Source organism: Pseudoalteromonas sp. TB41 (genome assembly GCF_000497975.1).
In the GTDB taxonomy this organism is placed as follows: domain Bacteria; phylum Pseudomonadota; class Gammaproteobacteria; order Enterobacterales; family Alteromonadaceae; genus Pseudoalteromonas; species Pseudoalteromonas tetraodonis.
Map to the genome: position 1 here is coordinate 89,977 of NZ_AUTH01000084.1, position 20,400 is coordinate 110,376.

Consider the following 20,400-nt stretch of genomic DNA (forward strand, 5'->3'; position numbering starts at 1 on the left):
AAATGCCGCTAATTTAGCGGCATTTTTTGTATTTTAATGTTTTGTAGCAGAAATACCGGCAGACTCACAGGCTCTAACTATAAATTTATAACCGTAAGGCATGCTTTGATCAGGCGTTATTTCAATAATTTCGTAATCATTGAGTTCGATTGACTTACTCTCTGTTGATTTCTTACAGCGTGAATAACTGTCTGCTTCATAACTATAGGCAAATATGGCAATTAAGCGCTTACTACGTTCAAAGTAGCCTTTAGTATCTAAAAACTGCCTAACCGTTTGAGTGTTCTCATCTTCGCCTTCTAAGCGAATACCAAATGTTTTTGTCTGAGCGCCGTCATTGTCTGAAGAGGGGAGTTTTTTCTCTATTTGCTCACTCAATTTTTCTATGGCTTGCTCTTGCTCAGCGGGGGATTTATTTGCGAGCGATTGGCTATTTTCAAAGCTATTTACTATATCGTTTAATACTTTTTCAGGCGGTTTTTCATCAATAAATGCAATCAGACTTACAAACACTACCGTCGCTAAAAAAAAGCGGGTTAATGCAGTTAGAAGTGGTGAGTAGCTTTGGCTAATAAACTTTATGCGATCAGATCCAAATGGCTTGATTAGTAATAACACTATGATGTAAAAAGGCAAAATAAGTTGTAAGCCGAGCAGTGTTGCCAGAGTTATTCCTAGTGTCCAAGGCGGTAAATATAATAAAGTGGCAAAGTTATGAGTGTAATTAAAGTGATTAGCTGATACCTGAGTGACTTCATTTACAATGCCACTAGCACTTGCTAAAACAAAGTTAGCAATACTGGCATAAAATACCAAAATAAGTGCTTTACCGGCGAGTGAATTCCATAGTTGATTAAACTTAGGCCAAAATTCTATGATCAGCGCAATAATAGTAATAGTGGCACATAGCCACGTTAACTTAAAAATGGCTAGAGTTATAAACGCAAGCAGATAAAGTTTTTGCGCGGTGTTAAGGTTAAACCATATGCTTTTTATATGGCTAAGCAGTTTAACTTGGTGTGGTTGCCAGCTTTTTTGCTGTTGCTTAAACTGCTTATTAGCACGCCATTTTGCAATTTTTAAATACCTTAACACCGACTTTCCTTATCTAAAGCGTATTACCGTTATTTATTTAATAACGGTTTTAAGTAGTGCCCAGTATGAGAGCGCTGGCATTCAGCCACTTCTTCTGGTGTACCTGCAATCAGTATTTCACCGCCGCCAGCACCACCTTCAGGGCCTAAATCAACGATCCAGTCGGCTGTTTTGATGACATCTAAATTGTGCTCAATCACTACAATGGTATTGCCATGATCGCGCAGACGATGCAGTACTACTAATAACTGCTCTATATCTGCAAAGTGCAGGCCTGTTGTTGGCTCATCTAATATGTATAGCGTTTTACCGGTATCACGCTTAGAAAGCTCACGTGCTAACTTAATTCGCTGTGCTTCACCACCAGAAAGTGTTGTAGCGGCTTGGCCTAAGCGGATATAAGAAAGTCCAACATCCATTAGGGTTTTAAGTTTGCGTGCTATGGCCGGTATTTTATCAAAGTAGTCATGGGCATCTTCAACGGTCATATCGAGCACTTGGTTGATGTTTTTGCCTTTATATTGTACTTCTAAGGTTTCGCGGTTATAACGTTTACCTTTACATACATCACACGGCACATATACGTCAGGTAAAAAGTGCATTTCTACTTTAATAACGCCATCACCTTGGCATGCCTCACAACGCCCACCTTTAACATTAAAGCTAAAGCGACCTACTTTGTAACCACGTGAACGGGCTTCTTGAGTACCCGCAAACAGTTCACGAATACCGGTGAAAATACCGGTATAAGTTGCAGGATTTGAACGCGGTGTGCGGCCAATAGGACTTTGGTCAATATCAATCACTTTATCAAAGTGCTCAAGGCCTGCAATTGACTTGTAAGGGGCCGCTTCTGCAGTTGTGGCGCCATTAAGCTCAGTGTGAGCGAGTTTAAATAAGGTGTCGTTAATGAGTGTAGATTTACCTGAGCCCGATACACCGGTAATACAGGTCATTAAGCCAAAGGGTATTTTTAAATCAACATTTTTTAAGTTATTACCGGTAGCGCCAAACAGCTCTAACCATTTATCGTTAGTAGCATGGCGCTCTTTAGGTACTTCAATTTTACGCACCCCCGATAAAAACTGACCGGTAACCGAGTCTTTGCTCGCTAAAATATCATCGCGTGTACCTTGAGCAATAACATGGCCGCCATGGACACCAGCACCCGGACCAATATCAATAATATGATCTGCCGCGCGGATCGCGTCTTCATCATGCTCTACAACAATAACGGTGTTACCTAAATCACGTAAATGCACTAAGGTTTTTAATAAACGGTCGTTATCACGTTGGTGTAAACCAATAGATGGTTCATCTAAAACATACATTACACCTACTAATCCAGCGCCAATTTGACTCGCTAAACGAATACGCTGTGCTTCACCGCCAGAGAGCGTGTCGGCGCTGCGCTCAAGTGATAAGTAATTTAGGCCAACATTTATTAAGAAAGATAAACGATCGCGAATTTCTTTTAAAATCTTCTCCGCAATTTGGCCTTTTTGCCCAGTCAAATGCAAGCCTTCAAAAAAGCTCATTGCCTCACCAATACTCATATGTGTGATGGTTGGTAAGTTAGTTTGACCAATAAATACGTTACGTGCTTCTTGGCGAAGGCGCGAACCTTTACAACTAGGGCACGCTTGACTAGTTTGATACTTAGCTAGCTCTTCACGCACAGAGTTTGATTCAGTTTCGCGGTAGCGGCGGTTCATATTATTTAACACGCCTTCAAATACATGATTACGTGTAATTAAATCACCGCGGTCATTACGGTAATTAAATGCAATTTTAGTATCACCCGAGCCATCTAGAATAATTTTCTTATGTTCTTTAGCTAGTTCCTGATAAGGCACATCTAAATCAAAGTCGTAATGTTGTGCAACTGCTTGCAACATTTGATAGTAGTAAAAGCTGCGTTTGTCCCAACCTTTAATTGCACCGCCAGCTAAACTTATCTCAGGGTTATGAACCACGCGATTAGGGTCAAAGTATTGCCTTACACCTAAACCGTCACAGCTTTGACAAGCCCCGGCTGGGTTGTTGAACGAAAATAGACGCGGTTCAAGCTCTGTCATCGCATAGCCACAGGTTGGACAGGCAAAATTTGCTGAAAACAGCATTTCTTCAGCATTGCTATCGTCCATAAACGCAATGTTGGCAACGCCGCCTGACATTTCAAGTGCTGTTTCGAATGATTCCGCGAGACGTTGTTGCTGGCCGTCTTTGACTTTAAAGCGATCAACCACGACTTCAATTGTGTGCTTTTTATGTAGATCTAGTGGTGGTGGATCAGATAGGTCGCACACTTCGCCATCAATACGTGCGCGAATGTAGCCTTGGCTTGCAAGCTGCTCTAATAGCTTTACATGTTCGCCTTTACGGTCTTTAACAACAGGCGCCAAGAGCATTAACTTTGTGCCTTCAGGCAGCGCCAGTGCGGTATCGACCATTTGGCTGATTGTTTGCGCCGCGAGCGGTAAATCATGAGTCGGACAGCGAGGTTCGCCAACGCGTGCAAACATCAAGCGTAAATAATCGTAGATTTCAGTAATAGTTCCCACGGTTGAACGTGGGTTATGCGAGGTTGATTTTTGTTCTATGGAAATAGCAGGAGAAAGGCCTTCAATATGATCTACATCGGGCTTTTCCATTAATGACAAAAACTGCCTTGCATAAGCAGAGAGTGATTCAACATACCGGCGTTGCCCTTCTGCATACAGCGTATCAAATGCAAGTGATGACTTTCCTGAACCAGATAAGCCAGTAATAACAATTAGTTTATCACGTGGGATGGTTAGGCTGATGTCTTTTAAATTGTGCGTGCGGGCGCCTCGGACTTCAATGTTTTCCATGCTATCTCGTTTATTGCCAAAATTATTTGTTCAGTATCGCATAATACGCTGCAATATTAATCCTTGATCATCGAAAAAATCCTTAGTTATAGACGATTAATTATTGCCAAGCTTGTGATAGAATCCTTGCCTAATTTTTTAACACAGTAAGATCACGCATATAATGACCGCATCTTCACTTAATTCACGAGAAAAACGCGCTGCCGTATCGTTAGCGAGTGTGTTTGCATTTAGAATGCTCGGCTTGTTTATGCTGATGCCTGTTTTAGCTATTTATGGTCAAGAGCTTGAAGGCTTTTCACCTATCTGGATTGGTTTTGCAATTGGTGCGTATGGTTTAACTCAGGCCGTATTACAAATCCCAATGGGGAGACTTTCCGATAAAATAGGTCGTAAAAAAGTCATAGTCGGTGGTTTGGCGGTGTTTGCTTTAGGTTCGGTAATTGCCGCTTTGGCAGAGTCTATTCAAATGGTGACGGTAGGGCGTGCGTTACAAGGCATGGGAGCTATAGCCAGCGCATTATTAGCGTTTGCATCAGATTTAAGCCGTGATGAACAGCGCCCCAAAGTTATGGCGGTGATTGGCATGAGCATCGGCATGAGCTTTGCGTTTGCGATGTTATTAGGGCCTATAGTGGCAGCTTCGTGGGGCATTGCAGGCGTATTTTGGCTAACGGCTATTTTGGCTGTGTGTGGTATTTTTATAGTCACTATGCTCGTTCCCAGTGCAATAAATAAAGCCCCTAAAGGCGATACGCTTGCCAGTTTTAGTGACATCAAAAAATTGATTAAACACCCACAGCTGGCACGTTTAAATGCAGGCGTATTATTGCTGCATCTAACATTAACGACTATTTTTGTAGTATTACCAAGCCAATTAATTAAAGATGGCTTAGTGGCCGAAAACCATTGGCAGCTTTATATTCCGGTTTTATTTTTGGCGTTTTTTTTAATGGTGCCAGTAATGATAGTGGCGATTAAAAAAGAGAAAGAAAAACAAGCCTTTATTGGTTCTGTTATGGTTTTAATAGTCAGCATGTTAAGTATGTCTATGTGGGCAAACAGCGTTGTTGGTATTGCGGTTTGTATGCTGTTATATTTTGTTGCGTTTAACTTTTTAGAAGCCACTATGCCGGCTCTTGTGTCGCGTATTGCTCCAGCAAGCCAAAAAGGCTCAGCCATGGGGGGGTATTCATCGAGCCAGTTTTTAGGCGCTTTTTTAGGCGGCATGCTTGGCGGGTATGTAGCACAAACAACTAGTACGCAAGCTGTGTTTGCGGCGGCGGCACTTGTTGGGGTAATATGGCTTATTATTGCGTGGAAAATGCAAGTCCCACCGAAAAGCAAAGTTATTAGTTTAATGACCCAACTAGATTCTGAAGAGCAGGCACAAACACTGGCTTCTCAGTTAGTTGCTTTACCCGGCGTAATAGAAGCAACCGTAGTTCGCGATGAAAGTCGTAGCTACTTAAAGATTAATGATAAAGAATTTGACCTAGACCAAGCCCGAAGAGTGGCTGGTTTAATCTAACGTTTATAGGAGATGGTTCCATGGCACGCGGTGTGAACAAAGTAATTTTGGTTGGTAATTTAGGGCAAGATCCTGAAGTTCGTTACATGCCTAATGGTAATGGTGTAGCAAATATTACCTTAGCAACTTCAGATAGCTATAAAGATAAAAACACTGGCCAAATGGTTGATAAAACTGAGTGGCACCGTGTGGTATTTTTTGGCAAGTTAGCTGAAATTGTGGGTGAATACTGCCGCAAGGGATCACAAATTTACGTAGAAGGTAAACTTCAAACCCGTAAATGGACTGATCAACAAGGCCAAGAAAAATACACCACAGAAATCGTTGTCGATGGCTTTACGGGTCAAATGCAAATGCTAGGTGCACGCGGTGGCGATCAACAAAGTGGTGGCTATCAAGGTAACCAAGGTGGTCAACAAAGTAGTGGCTATCAAGGCAACCAAGGCGGGCAACAAAGCGGTGGTTATGGTCAAAATAACCAAGGCCAAAATAGCCAGCAAGGCAGTTATGCTCCACAGCAGCAATCTGCACCTGCTCAGCAGCCAGCACCGCAGCAAAACAACCAATACCAGCCACAGCAGCAAGGTGGTTTTGCACCACAACAAAATAGTGCACCACAACAGCAAGGCGGGTTTGCACCTAAGCCACAAAATGCACCGCAAGGTGGCGCATCAAACCCTATGGAACCAACAATCGACTTTGATGACGATATCCCGTTTTGAGGAATACATAAATAAAAAATGTAGATTAAAATTATCAAGGGCTTGTTTTTACAAGCCCTTTTTTATTTTCTTTAAAAAAAGATGTTGACAATAATCAGCCTAGGAACTATACATATGTAAATTGTAGATAAAGAGGTGTTCAATGTCACAAATTCGAGATTTAATTTTTGGAAATGGTGAACGATATCCAATCTTAATGGAGGAAGATGGATTACCCAATTATTGGGTGACGTTATACGTTACTGAAAAGCTAAGAACATCACACACTCAATCTGCAATATCCAATTCGCTTGGTCATCTGATTCATCTAAAGCTATGGGAAAACATAAATGGTCGGGATCTTATTTCTGAGTTTGAACAAGGTGACTTGTTGACTGACGAAGATGTTTATTCAATCCGTGATCATTGCACATTAGATACAAGAAGTTTGAAGAAATGGCTAAAAACATCAGAGAAAAATGTAGTTAAATTTCCCTCAGCATCGACCGCTAGCGTTGCACCGATACAAAAGGTGTCTAATGATCATGCTGCAAATCGGATGGCTCAGATCGCTTCCTACTTAGAATTTTTGGCAAGAACAATTCTTAAAGCAAAGCTAGTCGAAGAAGCGGTTTCAAATAATATTGAAGCCATGAAAAAGTTATTGTTAGCGAATAAACCCAAAGGTAGTAGTGGTAAAGGACTTACTGCTGATCCAAACACTAAAGCTCCACCGCCTAAAGCATTTGACCGAATTTTAAGTATTGTAAAAGAAACCTCTCCAGATAACCCATTTAAGGGGGAGGAAGTTAAATATCGAAACGCTGTGATATTTGAGGTGATGGACGCAACAGGGATGCGTGCAGGAGAGATACTGGCCTTACAGATCCAAGATATTGATTTTCAAAAAGGAACAGTGTCTGTTGTTCGTAGGCATGATGCTATAGAAGATCCCCGTAAAAAGCAGCCTGTGGCGAAAACCAATGAACGTACAATTCCTGTTGATAAAGTCATTACAAACAGGCTGCGTGAATACATCATGGACAGAAGAGCCAAAATACCTGCTGCTAGAAAGCATCCATATATTTTTGTAACGCATAAGCATGGTAAGTATCACGGTAAGCCAATATCGAATAGTACCTTTGTCAATCGGATACTTAAGCCAGCGGTTGCAATCCATCCAGAAATGCTTGAAGAAATTACCCGTCACGGCTTCCGCCACAATTTCAACTATAAGCTTTCAAAGAAGATTGACGCAGTTAATAAAGCCGCCAAGGAAAATCCCAAAATTAAGCCTATTAATGAAAAGAAAGAAACTCAGATCCGTAAAGAGCTGAATGGATGGAGTTCAGATAAAACTGCCGAGACATATAACTTGAGACACATCCGAGAAGAAGCTGATCGGGTTATGCGAGAGGATATGGATCACTGGACTAACCGAGCTAAGAAGGATAACTAGTATGCAATTAAAAAAGAGCAAAGCATTAGCCAGTCAACACACAACGAAAAGTGGTTATCCATTTTATTTCTCGGATATTGAATGGAGGCTAGATGGTTCAACAGTGATTAACTTCCAGCGCTTGACCGCTCTTGAACCAGAAACGGAAGAAGGGTTTAGGAAGGCTTTGTGTCGTTACGCTGAAGAACTCTCAGCTATGCACACTTTCAATATGTTTAATCGTTTCAACGCATATATGAAGTCTATAAAAGAAGGCAAGCTAACATTACAAGGCTTAACAGATTATAGAGCGTCATTTGATTCAGATACTGAATACAAGTTAGGAGCACTTAAGGGGTTCTTATTGGCTTGGTACGAATGGGGATTTAGCGGTATCAGCAAGGAAGTAGCTGATTATTTAGAAGAGCTAACATTAAAAGGAAACCCAAAAGGTAATGCTGTTAAAGGTGCTTGCCCATATTCAGGCCCTTTAACGCATAACGAGCTGGGAGCGTTGATTGACTGGGCATCAAATGCATTTACGAAAGAAGTTCTCAATCTAAAAGAGTATGTTTGTTTTATGGCGTTAGTCTTAACTGGTCGTAGATATGTTCAAATTCGCTCCTTACGTTCAGTTGATTTAGTTGTTAGGGAAGATAAAAATGGTAACGACTACGTTATTAATTGCCCAAGAGCTAAACAGCGTGGCGTAGGATTTAGAGAACAATTTACCCCACTGCCAATTAATGAAGATTTATACCTTCTGCTTCACAATCAGCGTAACCAATCAATTCAATATGTCGAATCTCGATTGAGGGAAAAACTATCGTTTTCTTTACGTGAGCAAATTCCTATTTTCATAGAAGAAGCAAGAGTCAACAGGTTATCAAGTGCAGAAGACTTAGAAACAAGGCTTTCTAAAACGCCTGATTATTTGCACATGGCTGCCGATACTGCATATGAATTACTTCGAGGTGTAGCAATTAAAAATACAGCCTGCTCTGAAAGGACAGGTGATTACATTAACTTCACAGCCTCTCGCTTTAGATATACAAAGGGAACGAATTTAGCTCGAAGAGGAATTAGTGGTGTAGCACTAGCTGCTGCGCTAGATCACACCGATACGCAAAACATTGGTGTGTATACAGAAAATACTGAAGAAACAGCAAAGCAAATTGATGAAGTAATGGCTCCTATGCTTGCACCTTTAGCTCAAGCTTTTTCAGGGAAATTGATTGCATCAGAGCGTGATGCAGTTAGAGCAAATGACCCGAATAGCCGAGTAAAGAATGGCAAGTCTGAAAACGTTGGTAGCTGCGGAACTTATGCTTTTTGTGCTTCTGGATATAGAGCTTGTTATACCTGCTCAAGTTTTGAACCTTGGATTGAAGCACCTCATGAAGAGGTTCTCAATGAAATCTTAGCTGAAAGAGAAAAACAAAAAGACCTTGGTGTATCAAACAATGTCATCCAATCCACTGACAGGCTTTTATTGGCCGTTCAGCAAATAATAATAATGTGCAAACAAGACCTATCTGAAGAGGAGTGTGCAAATGGCTGATATTATTCACTTTCAACCTAAGCATGAGATAAGCGCTAAGCAAAATCTAGATAGCTTCATCGAGCACTGCAAGAACACTTTGACACTCTATGATGATCAAGGCGGTTGGCAAAGTAACAACTGGCAACACAAGCAAAAAAATCGGTCAATAGCGATGACTTTTTCAAAGTATAGAGCAAAGTCAAATCCTGCGAATTTTGACCCTTTGGACGAACCTTTCTTGTCTTTTGCAAAAGCTTATATCCGCTATAACCAGAGTATCAAGGCGGTATCCAGCGTAACAAATAAAATGGTTGCATTACGCATGTTACATGACGCTCTTGTTGAAGTGCATGGTATTGCAAATGTACTGAAAACTGATGGACTGGTAATTGGTGAATTAGAGACTATCACTAAGCAAAGAGTTACCAATAAAGATCGAAGAAATAAGATTGGCTATCAAATTGAGATATTATTGGAGTTCATTCGCAGCAAGCGAATTGTGCCAGCACTACAATCGTGGGAGAACCCTTGGCCTAAGGTGGGCGCAAAAGCTGAAAGAACTGATGAAGACTCTCGTAAATGGCAAGATACTCGTTGCCCAAGTATGCACCAGATGCTGGCATTGGCTGATTGTTTTGCTAATGCAGAAACTTTAGAAGATAAATACTGGTCTAGCGTTATCACTCTACTGATGTTTGCTCCGGGAAGAGCTGGGGAGCTATCAGAGCTAACCGTTGACTGCTTGCACCGAGGAGAAAATGGAGCGCTTGGCGTTAGGTGGTATGCTGAAAAAGGCTTTGGACATACGATCAAATGGGTTCCAGAAGCTTTAGAGCAAACGGTAATTGAAGCACATAACAGACTTATGGAAATTGGTAAGCCAGCAAGGGAGGCTGCTAAGTACGCTTATGATCACCCTAATGTGTTTATGCGCCATGCAGGTTGCTGCACGTCAGACGACTTTGCAGAAAACAAACCGCTAAATGCATATCAATTTGCACATGCAATGAGCTTTACAGAGCAGTCTATAACAAGCATAAAAGCTAAAACGAGTCAGTTTAGCAGCGTAACAGCATGGAATATGGTTGGTGGTAAAAATACAAAGTGGGTTCAAAAATTAATTGCCTCAGGTGAGCCTACTTATGAAGATTTAGCAAGCTTTGTTGCTTCAGAATATCAAACTCACGACTGGCCTAATCTACCTTCTATTCAACGTCCAGTATGGGAATCTTTAGTATTAATAAGAGATCGTGAGTTCCACAATGACTTTGACGTTAGAGAATTCTCATGGCGATTACCAAGCGTTAATGAACTTAATGCTCAATTAGCAATTCGAGACAAGTTAAAAAATCCACCTAAAACATTATTCCAACGTATGGGCTATAAAGATGAAGACGGCTTTGATATTCGCTTAACTTCACATCAGATCAGAGTTTGGTTATCAACTAATGCTGAGCGTGGTGGTATGGATGCGTGGCAGCTTGCAAGGTGGGCTGGACGTGCTCGGATTAATGATAACCGTCATTATGATCTACGCACGCAAGATGAGCGTGAGCAACAAGCTAGAAGCATTCTTGAGTTTAATGAGAGACCTACAGCGCTAGAGGCTATTAAGATGAATTTACCTGTTAGCTATAAGGATTTAGGGGTAAATCGTATCGGTATAGCAGATGTAACCGAGTATGGTATGTGTGTTCATGATTACGCTATGTCGCCATGCACAAAAGGTGGAGAGTGCATGACATGTAAAGAGCATGTTTGTATCAAAGGTATGCCAAAAACACTTGAACGCATTATACGTCTAGAAAAAAAGGTCGAATCTCAATTCAATAAAGCGACAGATGATGACGCTGATGGTGTTTTTGGTGCTAACAGATGGGTATCACATTTGGGTTGGAAACTGGCTCATATTCGCACACAACGTGAGCGGCTCGAATCGGAAGATACGCCAGAGGGGGCAATCTTGTGGATTCCACCTGAGCACGATCCAAGCCCTGTAAAAAGAGCACTTGAACAAAATGATTTGGATATCAGCGCTAGTGATCAAGATCTTGTTGAAGAATCTGAAGTCGCAATGTTATTGGGGATCGAAAATGCCTAAAAAAATCATTACTGAAAAAACATTACCACTAGCATTACATGAACTCGATAAGTGGACAGGAAAGCTCACTTGGAATAGTTTTGCTGAGCAGCTTGCAAAGGTGTTTGGGGAAAAGAATATTAGTAGGCATACCCTGCTTTCGTACCCTGCTTTAGTTGAAGCTTTTAACGACAGAAAACAAAGCCTTAAAGAAGCAACTAAAGACGAAGAAAAAGACATTACACTTGAATTTGCTAAACAGCAAATAGCCACTCTTGAAGCTAAGGTGGAAAGGCTAGAAAAGCAGAACGAAAAATTGCTAGAACAGTTTGTCCGTTGGCAACATAACGCATATATGATGCCCAATGTTGATATGAAACTATTGGATAGGCAACTTGATAAGCCTTTACCTGAGGTTGATAGACGATGACCAAAGGAAAAAACGGACAGCAGATTGCTCAAGAGAATATCAAATTGGTTCAGACTTGGATTGATGAGCGTAATGCGGCTAGAGACTGGCACGAGTATGAATACAGCGGCAAAATTAATCGTAGAGTATTAGCTGATGAGCTGGGTTTTGCAAAGTCTGTATGTACGCAGAATAAGGCCGTCAGAGCATTAATTGAGGAAGCTGATAGCTATTGGTTTCGCAAGATTGATGAAGATAAAAAGTCTCATGAAGCGGCACGAGAAAGAGCTGAAAAACAATCCGGTATGGCGGCAGTAAGCAATAATGCGCTGACACAAAGAATTGCTGAGTTAGAAGCCGAAAACAGGCAGCTACAACATGAATTGACCAAGTTTAAAAAACAGCAAATGTTGGTTCAATCTGGCGCAGCAGGGTTCAAGCTATGAGCGAAGTTGTCCACCTACGTCAAATCATTCAAGTGAAGAAGCAGAGAGCTAATTCATATGCAACAGTTGATCTTGTCAATGCAGATGGTTCGATCAAAAAACGAGACAGGACAACCGTTGTTAAATTTCCAGAGCACGCTCAAGATACCGCTACAACAGGAAGCTTATGGGAAGTATCAGGTAAAGAGGGGATTAATCACTTTATCATTAATGACTTTCCATTAAGCGAGTACACCATTGATGCTGACAACATTAAGTTTCTAAGACCTTCAGGCAGGATTTTATCTCGTTGGATCAGCAACAACATCAAAGGTATCGGCAGTGTTATAGCCAATCGTCTTGTTAGACATAAAAAACTAGCCCAACTCATTGAAATACAAGATACAGATGCCCTGCTAAACATAGCAGGGATGACTGAAAATCGTGTTAAGGACTTAATAGAAAGTTGGCCTAGTGAGGCGCTTTTTAACACAATTAATTGGCTTGAAGAACAGAACTTGCCATTGGGTTTTGGTGAAAAGTTAGTGGCGATATTTGGTGAAGAAGCGATTGATAAAATCAAAGAACATCCCTTTATCTTAGTGGCAATGGGGGCTGCTTTTGAACAGGTATCACAATTGGCATTAAGGCTTGGTTTTACATTAGAAGACGAAGTAGTTGTTGCAGGCATCGCTCAATATGCGGCAATTAGTCATGCTAATAAGACTGGTTCAACAGTGATAACCATTGATGAACTAAATAAAGAATACGCTAAGCTCATGAACTCTAAAGCTCCTAATGATGTTGGTGAAATAGCCTGTGAACAAGGGCTTTTAGTAAAGGCGGCAGACGGTTATCAAGTTTATGGTAAAGCCTTGATGGAAGCTGCTGTAGCTCAGTTTATTGTTGATGCACAGCAAAGACCAGCAGGTGAAGGTTGTTTATTGGCTAGTTGGGAGCGTGAATTATCACCAGAAATAGTTGAAACTGCTTTAACGGACTATGAAAGTACACTGGATTTTAACTTAACTACCGATCAGCGAGATGCTGTTATTGGTGCTGTACTTGCACCTGTATGTGGTATCTCAGGTTTTGCAGGAACAGGCAAAACAACGATACTAAAAGCAGTATTAGGTGTATATGAACGAGTAGCACAAGGAATACAGTGCTATCAAGTGGCTCTAGCAGGCCGTGCAGCACAGCGTATGGCGGAAAGTACCCAAAGACCAGCCAAAACCATTGCCAAGTTAATTAGTGAGCACCTAGGCGACAACAAGCCTGATTTACCTGAGCAAATATTGTTAGTCATAGATGAGTCGTCAATGGTAGATCTCTTGTCTATGTATCGAGTAGTAGGCATATTGCCAGATGCAGCTAGAGTTATTTTTGTTGGTGATATCGCTCAATTACCACCTGTAGGTAATGGTTTGGTATTCCACGCCTTAACTGAAACTCAGATTCCATTTTTTAACTTAACGCAGGTTAAGAGGCAAAACGAGCAAAGTGAAATACACAAGTTTTCGACATCTGTTAGAAAGAGGCAGTTTGACATTCCAGAGCCTACTAAAAATACACTAAATGAAAGTAGTGATTGCTCTATTGAAACAAAGACGACAATTGAAAGACTCATCAAGCTTTGGCAAGAGTCTGGCGGTATTGAACAGAGCATTGTTTTATCGCCTATTAGAAAAGGTGAATTTGGGATCGACAACCTAAATTTAGAGCTGCAAGAATCAGTAGGTAATGAAAGGCAAGCCATTTACTTTCAAGACTCACTAAGGGGCTGGATTCCTTGGATTACATCAACTGGTTCACGGTTATTGAAAGGTGATCCTGTATTAATCACCGCAAACAATTATGATGAAGACGCAGATCTGAGAAATGGTGATTTAGGGCTTGTTGTTGAAGTCTTTGAACAACCTGATGAAGATGGCGCTGTTGCCGTTATTGAAGTAAATAACGACTTAATTAATGTCACTACTGAGCTATTGGAAAAACTGCACCTTGGGTATGCCATTACTATCCACAAATCACAAGGTTCTCAATGGCCTAATTGCTTTGTTATGTTACCCAATGAAGCGGAAAAAATGATAGACCAAACATTGCTATACACCGCATCAACTCGACCAAGTGAAAGGCTGGTTTTGATGGGGAGTGAACGAGTAGTTCAAAAGGCTATTAAGGTGGGTTCAAGGGCGTTAAATCGAGTAACTTTTCTCAGAGAAAAGATAAATTTAGCATTTGAGCTGGATTAGTCTGCAAGGGATTGATTCATTGGAATTGCAAGCTTTGTAACAGGTTAGCTTTTTTGCCGTTTAGTGCATGAGAACAATGACATAATATTTATTATTCGTTATATTTATCTCAATAAAAATATATGACAAAAAATATTATAAAGGGATCTGGTATGAAAAAGATTTTACCATTAGTCATAGGGATTAGCATTCTATTAACAGCTTGTAACTCCACACCAAATTATCGGAAAGTCTCTGAATCAGAAATTACAAACTATCAGAGCCAGATCACAGATTTTCAAGCCGGAAGTTATTCTCCACATTGGATTCAGCCTGCAAATAAGTCCGAGAAATGTGAAATGCTAATGGAAGGCTATACAGAACAAACAAATCACGGCCATGTAGAGTGGGATGGGGATTGTAAAGACGGAAAAGCTGAGGGGCTTGGCAAAATTAGTTATACAAATGGCAGTATTAGAGGGTTTGAGATTACGTACCACAACAAAGGCGTTACTGATCAACTTTATTACAAATGGGTTGAAGGAACAAATAATGTCGAGTTTGGCACGTATATCCGTGAAAATGGCAAAATGACTAAAACATTACAAAACCATGCGTCATTAAAACCAAATGGAGATATTGATTCTGTCGATCTGCAAGGAGAGCGAAGCCTTATAAAAGGAATATTCACTGGTATTGCAAGAAAGAACTATGCTGATGGATTTGCTAAACTATCAGGACAATTCGGCAACTTGCGTTTTTTCGGAGCCAGAGAGTTCTTTGATAAAAATAACCAGTTAGCTTTTACAACTTGGGGCTTCTACGATATAAACGCTGACAAGCCTGACAAGTATATTGTAGTGAAAAATAAACATGGGGTATTTCATCAGAAATGGCAGTTTGGTACTCAAAAAGAAAATGTTACCTTACCAGAGAGTTATACAGATGAAACTTTAAAAGTATCAATTCAAGCCTCGACATTGGCAAATAGAGCAAACAGTGCAGGACAGCTTGCACTAGCTATGAAGCAAAGATATGACTCTCAGAATGTTACTTCATCAACCGTGACAACAAAACCTGACAACAAAAAGCCTGAGTCGCCTAAAGGTATTTCTACAGGCACGGGCTTCTTTATTTCTAATGATGGTTATGTGCTTACCAATAGTCACGTAATAGAAGGTTCATCAAACATATCGATTATTCGACATGGTAAATCTGTATCAGCTTCATTGGTTGATCATGACCCTAGCAATGATATCGCTTTGCTGAAAGTAGATAAGGTGGTTGAAGGTTTACCGATTGAGCTTAAAAACAAAACAAAGCAAGGAACCGCAATCGCCATTTTAGGTTATCCAAATATAGGCTTACAAGGCAACGAACAAAAAGCGACATTTGGGTATGTTAATGCCAATTCTGGCATCCAAGGTGATACTCGGTATTTTCAAATTGATTCCCCTATACAGCCCGGAAACTCGGGTAGCCCTGTGGTAAATGATCAAGGTGTTGTCATTGGTATTGCTTCAGCATCGTTAAATCAATCCGCAGCTATTAAGGCTACGGGAACATTAGCACAAAATGTAAATTATGCCGTTAAAATAGCTTATGCATTGTCAATGCTGATAAATCACGGTGTAGACTATATTGAACCAGTTAAGCAAAAAGCCTTAGAAAAAACAGAGCTGATAGAGAGTATTTCAAATAGCGTTGTTCTTGTTGTAGCAGAGTGATGAAGGTTATGTAGTGGTATTAGATCCTGAATTAATTAAGTTAATTGAGCATAAAGCATCGGTAGAGTGTGGGCATACTAATTTGCTTTACTCTTCTGTTTATATTAGTCAATTAACTGAGCACATAAATGGTACGTGTGAATTAACGAAGCATGAAATCGAGTCTAAAATAGATAACTTAGCTGGTTGCGTGACAATTACACTCGATCACCCAATAAATGAACTTGAATTTCTTAGGGTTCGCCTTTGTGAGGGTCAAAACTTTACTAATGTTGATGAGTTATCTTACATAAAGAAAAGCTCTTGCACGTTTCCAAAGGCGGGTAGGTTAAATCTTACAGGCCAAGCGCTGTTTTATGCTTCTGTAGCCGTTAAACAAGATGATACGGCATTAAGAGTTGTATTATCTGAGGCTCAAGCGAAACAGCTTGATCACCTAAATGTACTGCGATCTCATCAAGTGAGTAAAACTGATTTATATTTAAGAATCATAGGGATATGGGATCAAATAAGACGAAATGAAAAACCGTATTATTTAAACCAAGATACCTTTGACTATTACACTGAGGCAAGAAAGCATATGGTTAAGCAGTTTAGCCGAGAATTGCTTTTAGCCTATGAGTTAACAGATCGTTTCTTTGCAGATATATTATCTCGTGAAGGAAATGAACGGTTGTATCAAGTGACATCAGCCCTAAGTAATATGTTTTTGACTGATAAATGTGATGGTGTTCTTTATTCTTCAGTAAAAGCGAAAGGTGAGCCTGTCGTTGCTTTAAAACCCCAAGTGGTTGATGATAAATTAGTGCATCAGTTTGCCACCGAGGTCTTAATTGATAAAGCATTTGGCTATGAATATTATGAGTATAGAACGCTGGCTAAAACGTCTAGTATTGGTAGAACATCAGGTAAATTAGAGTGGTAATAAGCTTCACCACTACTTTTTGTAGTTAAGCTTAAAATGTAGATTAAGTGTAGTTTTCAGCCCTAAAAGTGCTTTTAATATACAAATTGTGATTGGAGTGTATAAAATAATGTTTGAGTTATCTTTTTAAGCTTTATTTTAAAAGGAGTTTTTATTCATTCACTCACCCTGTTTTGGATTTATGTATTTATTACCGTTCTGACCTAAGACAAAAAGCAAAATGTTTAAAAGTTTTCTAGAAAGCCGCTATTAAGCGGCTTTTTTATTAAAAAAATGACCGTATTCCATTTCTACAGTTTTTAAATCTGAATAAACACTTCCTAAAGTAAACATATGAATGTGTAAAAAGCACTGTGATATTGGTGTTTTTATTTTTTGAGCCAAGCCCTCCTTTGTTCAAACTAATATATAAATAATGACTGCTGTTTAGTTAACTAATTGAAGGCTAAATATAATGTTTATAAACATTAAGTACTAACTTTTAAACCTTCGCTAAACTTTTATTATTGGCTTGTACAATTGCAAATAGTAGACAACACTTTAATAACTTATTTGATGTGCCGGTGGGTTATGAAAGCCAGTAAATTTCACTTTACCAATTATTCAAATGCTTTGTTTTATGCTCTGTGTATCGCCTTGCTAGTGATTATTAATAGCGGTTTAAGTTTGGTTTTACAGCATCAAAACGAGCAAGTTGGTTTAAAGCTAGCGAAGCAATTGCAACAGCCATTGGCCAATGAAAAACAACTTATTGCAAATACGCCTTTTACGCTCGCCCCTAATAAAAACTCTATTTATATAGAAAAACAAAAACATTATTTTAGCGCTAACTCAAAAGGAATTTTGCTCTACTCATGGCCAGTTTGGTATAGCTATAGCTATTTGTTTTTAATAATAAACGCGGTTCTTTTGCTCGCTATGCTTTGTATTCGACGTTTTAAAAAGCCTAAAACAATAAAAAACAGCACAATGACCTCTAAACGTCAGCAGCACTTTAATAATAAGAAAGTACGTTATGCACCCAAAGTGAGTTCTTTACAGCTCGCTCCCATAGCGACAACTAATGTGCAGGAAGCAATTAAATATAATGTATTTGCACTTATTCAGTGTGAATGCCATTTTGATGCAAACACTGACTTACAAGCGACTCTTAAAGTCTTATTGGCAAAAGACTTTATTAATACGACTGAAATATCCGTTAAGTTATTAACTGCAGGCAATTTCGCTTTTACTCTCAAAGGGATTGATGCAATTGATAAACTCAATTGCGCTAAATATTTACATCAATGCACTGTAAGTGCCGCTCATGTATTGGCGCCAAGAACTGCACAGAGGCATGTAAAAGTAGGTTTATGTACTTATTATTCAGAGGCTGATCAGGTTATGGTGTATCAGTTGGCAAAGTCGGCACTTACTCTTTCGCAGCAAAATCGAGTTAAGCATTATCACCAATTAGCGTTAAATTATGGTCATGTCCAACAGCTCGATAGACACTCAATACCACAACGAATTAAAAAGCAAAAATTGGCTATTTTATTTCAACCAGTATACGAGCTCGATAGCGGCGCTATTATTAAGCATTACGTATCAATTAAAAGTAATGACAGGGGAAATAAACAATTACTTAATCAAGAAAGTATCAGTCAATTTTATAACGAAGGTGAGGCGCTATTGCACGATCAAGCGGTAGTTATGCAAGTAAAAAAACTATTGCTTATAGATAAATCATCGTCAGTTATTAGTATTAAGTTACATCCTAAAAACTGGTTTAATAACGAGTTTTGGAGCTGGTTAACTGCTTATATCAATGACTTAAAAAACCAACATACACTGCAATTTTCTATAAATGAATCAGAATTCTTAAATAATCAATTACGTTTGCAAGGCGCTTTTGCAGCAATAGCGGCACTAAACTGCAATATTGTAATTGATGATGTGAGAAGCAGTAAAAATATTTTTAAGTTTACGCTTAATAAACAAATATCAGGGCTTAACTTAGCTTCTGAACTTGTCCATGGGATAGAGCGCAGTAATTCACAACAAAAATACGTTAGGGGAATTGTGCATATAAGTAGATTATTGAGCTTGTCAGTATTTGCACTTGATGTAGAGACGCCTCAGGAGCTACAACTTTTAAAAGTAATAGGCATTAGCGGCGCGCAAGGAGGATATTTTTCTAAATTTCTTCCCAATTATACTCAAGTCGCATTTCACTAATGCTAAGCAATTAACAAGTTAAATATACTCTACACTAATTTGCGATATTTTAGCCCTTCTAAACCTTGCAACCCACCAGTATGTATTACAATAATTTTGCTGTTAGGGGCAAAGTAATCATTATTGATGAGCTGCCAAAGTGCGTACATCATTTTACCGCTGTAAATAGGCTCCAAGGGTAATTGATGTTGATGCTGCATGTGTTGGCAAAACTGCCATAAATCAGCTGTAAAACGACCATATCCACCACCGTGAAATTGCGTAAGTAGTTGCCAGTTATTTTGTGATTTTGCTTTAGGGCTAAGAGCGCGTATTTCGTCCCGCAGGTAGTCGGCTTGCTTTAAAACAGCAATCCCTAGTAGGTTGATTTTATTTGAGCTGCCCTCTATCAATCCAGCCAAGGTGCCGCCACTGCCAGTTGGACAGATTAAGTAGTCGTGCTCAGGTAAACTCTGGGCAAGCTCTTTACATCCCTCTATAGCAAACGAATTAGTGCCTCCTTCAGGTAGAATGTATGCGTTTGGAAAGCGTGCCTGTAATGCGGCTAAATAGGCTTCATCATGTCGTTGTTTGTACTCTATACGATTGACAGCATGTAACTGCATACCACATTGCTGTGCAAATTTTAGAGTAGGATTATTTAGATCAAGCTGTGGGCCGCGCACAATTGCGTGGGTTGTTAAGTTAAACTCTTTACCAGCAGCGGCGCACGCATGAATGTGATTTGAAAAAGCACCACCAAATGTAAGTAATTCAGATTTACCCAGTTGTTGCATACGAACTAAATTGTATTTGAGCTTTCGCCATTTATTACCGCTGATAAGTGGATGCAATAAATCATCGCGCTTAATAGTTAAAGTTATTTTCTTGTCTGTTAGTAATTCACTGGTAATTGTTTGTAAATAGCTATGTTCATTAATACTGAATGGTATTGGCATTATCACTCTTTTTCATTAGTTACATGATGAATGTGCTGTGTAATAGCGTTATTTTGACTCAGTTTTTATTACTTAAGCAAACTAAAAAATATGAATACGCGGCTAAATTGGCATCTTAATAGCGTAAAATGCAGATAAATCTCGGTGTTGTTAAATAAATTAGCTATTTAGTACAAATGAAACGGTTATTTACTGGCATGAAACGGGATAATAGTTGTAAACTGAGATAATAAATGAACAAAGCTTGTGTTTTGTGCTTCAAGTACATAGCATAAGGTTTTA

At 39.5% G+C, this 20,400-nt stretch carries 14 protein-coding genes; 11 read left to right on the forward strand and 3 right to left on the reverse strand.

Translation table 11 applies throughout. From position 1 onward, the window contains the following. Window positions 1–33: 33 nt before the first annotated feature. Complete coding sequence (locus L641_RS0113250) at window positions 34–1,095, reverse strand: hypothetical protein (protein WP_013463914.1); 1,062 nt, start codon at window positions 1,093–1,095, stop codon at window positions 34–36. Window positions 1,096–1,124: 29 nt separating this feature from the next. Continuing rightward, the gene (gene uvrA / locus L641_RS0113255) at window positions 1,125–3,950 is read right to left on the reverse strand and encodes an excinuclease ABC subunit UvrA (protein WP_024602149.1); all 2,826 of its coding nucleotides are present in this window, start codon (window positions 3,948–3,950) and stop codon (window positions 1,125–1,127) included. 163 nt (window positions 3,951–4,113) lie between these two features. Here uvrA and L641_RS0113260 point away from each other — a divergent pair, with 163 nt between their 5' ends. From L641_RS0113260 to L641_RS0113310, 11 genes are all read left to right on the forward strand, one after another. Then, a complete protein-coding gene (locus L641_RS0113260) occupies window positions 4,114–5,481 on the forward strand; it encodes an MFS transporter (RefSeq protein ID WP_024602150.1) in 1,368 nt (455 codons plus the stop codon). A gap of 20 nt (window positions 5,482–5,501) precedes the next feature. Next, window positions 5,502–6,203 (forward strand): single-stranded DNA-binding protein, encoded by a 702-nt coding sequence (gene ssb / locus L641_RS0113265; RefSeq protein WP_024602151.1) that lies wholly within the window; start codon window positions 5,502–5,504, stop codon window positions 6,201–6,203. 142 nt (window positions 6,204–6,345) lie between these two features. Then, a complete protein-coding gene (locus tag L641_RS0113270; protein ID WP_024602152.1) occupies window positions 6,346–7,641 on the forward strand; it encodes a site-specific integrase in 1,296 nt (431 codons plus the stop codon). A 1-nt stretch (window position 7,642) separates the two neighbouring features. Next, window positions 7,643–9,181: a site-specific integrase gene (locus L641_RS0113275; protein WP_024602153.1), complete on the forward strand. Its 1,539-nt coding sequence runs from the start codon at window positions 7,643–7,645 to the stop codon at window positions 9,179–9,181. After that, window positions 9,174–11,264 carry a hypothetical protein gene (locus L641_RS0113280; protein WP_024602154.1) on the forward strand — a complete coding sequence of 697 codons (2,091 nt, stop codon included), beginning with the start codon at window positions 9,174–9,176 and terminating at the stop codon, window positions 11,262–11,264. The genes L641_RS0113275 and L641_RS0113280 overlap by 8 nt, the downstream gene beginning before the upstream one ends. Then, window positions 11,257–11,673, forward strand: coding sequence for a hypothetical protein (locus tag L641_RS0113285; protein WP_024602155.1), 417 nt, complete (start codon window positions 11,257–11,259; stop codon window positions 11,671–11,673). The genes L641_RS0113280 and L641_RS0113285 overlap by 8 nt, the downstream gene beginning before the upstream one ends. Beyond that, window positions 11,670–12,098 (forward strand): hypothetical protein, encoded by a 429-nt coding sequence (locus L641_RS0113290; RefSeq protein WP_024602156.1) that lies wholly within the window; start codon window positions 11,670–11,672, stop codon window positions 12,096–12,098. Before L641_RS0113285 ends, L641_RS0113290 begins: the two co-directional genes overlap by 4 nt. Beyond that, entirely contained in the window at window positions 12,095–14,332 is a 2,238-nt protein-coding gene (locus L641_RS0113295; RefSeq protein WP_024602157.1) for an AAA family ATPase, read from the forward strand. Before L641_RS0113290 ends, L641_RS0113295 begins: the two co-directional genes overlap by 4 nt. Window positions 14,333–14,484: 152 nt before the next feature. Continuing rightward, a complete protein-coding gene (locus L641_RS22625; RefSeq protein WP_158000848.1) occupies window positions 14,485–16,038 on the forward strand; it encodes a serine protease in 1,554 nt (517 codons plus the stop codon). Window positions 16,039–16,051: 13 nt separating this feature from the next. Next, window positions 16,052–16,963, forward strand: a complete 912-nt coding sequence (locus L641_RS0113305; protein ID WP_024602159.1) for a hypothetical protein — start codon at window positions 16,052–16,054, stop codon at window positions 16,961–16,963. Window positions 16,964–17,533: 570 nt separating this feature from the next. Further along, a complete protein-coding gene (locus tag L641_RS0113310; protein ID WP_024602160.1) occupies window positions 17,534–19,180 on the forward strand; it encodes an EAL domain-containing protein in 1,647 nt (548 codons plus the stop codon). Window positions 19,181–19,209: 29 nt separating this feature from the next. Here L641_RS0113310 and L641_RS0113315 read toward each other — a convergent pair whose 3' ends face one another. Continuing rightward, complete coding sequence (locus L641_RS0113315) at window positions 19,210–20,118, reverse strand: pyridoxal-phosphate dependent enzyme (protein ID WP_024602161.1); 909 nt, start codon at window positions 20,116–20,118, stop codon at window positions 19,210–19,212. Between the last annotated feature and the right edge of the window lie 282 nt (window positions 20,119–20,400).

Excerpts from the sequence above, each read along its gene's own strand:
- uvrA (WP_024602149.1), bottom strand. The coding sequence starts at position 3,950 with ATGGAAAACATTGAAGTCCGAGGCGCCCGCACGCACAATTTAAAAGAC.
- L641_RS0113260 (WP_024602150.1), top strand. The coding sequence starts at position 4,114 with ATGACCGCATCTTCACTTAATTCACGAGAAAAACGCGCTGCCGTATCG.
- ssb (WP_024602151.1), top strand. The coding sequence starts at position 5,502 with ATGGCACGCGGTGTGAACAAAGTAATTTTGGTTGGTAATTTAGGGCAA.
- L641_RS0113270 (WP_024602152.1), top strand. The coding sequence starts at position 6,346 with ATGTCACAAATTCGAGATTTAATTTTTGGAAATGGTGAACGATATCCA.
- L641_RS0113275 (WP_024602153.1), top strand. The coding sequence starts at position 7,643 with ATGCAATTAAAAAAGAGCAAAGCATTAGCCAGTCAACACACAACGAAA.
- L641_RS0113280 (WP_024602154.1), top strand. The coding sequence starts at position 9,174 with ATGGCTGATATTATTCACTTTCAACCTAAGCATGAGATAAGCGCTAAG.
- L641_RS0113285 (WP_024602155.1), top strand. The coding sequence starts at position 11,257 with ATGCCTAAAAAAATCATTACTGAAAAAACATTACCACTAGCATTACAT.
- L641_RS0113290 (WP_024602156.1), top strand. The coding sequence starts at position 11,670 with ATGACCAAAGGAAAAAACGGACAGCAGATTGCTCAAGAGAATATCAAA.
- L641_RS0113295 (WP_024602157.1), top strand. The coding sequence starts at position 12,095 with ATGAGCGAAGTTGTCCACCTACGTCAAATCATTCAAGTGAAGAAGCAG.
- L641_RS22625 (WP_158000848.1), top strand. The coding sequence starts at position 14,485 with ATGAAAAAGATTTTACCATTAGTCATAGGGATTAGCATTCTATTAACA.
- L641_RS0113310 (WP_024602160.1), top strand. The coding sequence starts at position 17,534 with ATGAAAGCCAGTAAATTTCACTTTACCAATTATTCAAATGCTTTGTTT.
- L641_RS0113315 (WP_024602161.1), bottom strand. The coding sequence starts at position 20,118 with ATGCCAATACCATTCAGTATTAATGAACATAGCTATTTACAAACAATT.